1 protein-coding gene is annotated in these 248 nt (G+C 50.8%); it reads left to right on the forward strand.

Going from position 1 to position 248, the window contains the following annotated elements; all coding sequences use genetic code 11:
* Nucleotides 1-248: TRAP transporter substrate-binding protein DctP (dctP, locus tag MO867_RS23025; protein WP_252473482.1), on the forward strand; the 248-nt coding region annotated here is incomplete at both ends.

The following is a 248-nucleotide window of genomic DNA, read 5'->3' on the forward strand; positions in this document are numbered from 1 at the left end:
TTGGTCACCTTGGAGCCGAAGATACGGCCTATCAGGAGGGCGCGGTCAAATTCCAGCAACTGGTAAGACAGTTTTCCGATAACGACATAGACGTGCAGATATTTCCCAACGGCGTGCTTGGTGACGAGGGAGAGCTGTTCGAGCAGCAAATGGCCGGTGTACTGGATGTATCCATTATCAACCCCGGAAAAATCACCGATTTTTCCGAAACCGCCAACATCTTCAGCTTTCCGTTTCTGTACCGCGAT

This window comes from Microbulbifer okhotskensis (assembly GCF_023895975.1).
Classification (GTDB): domain Bacteria; phylum Pseudomonadota; class Gammaproteobacteria; order Pseudomonadales; family Cellvibrionaceae; genus Microbulbifer; species Microbulbifer okhotskensis.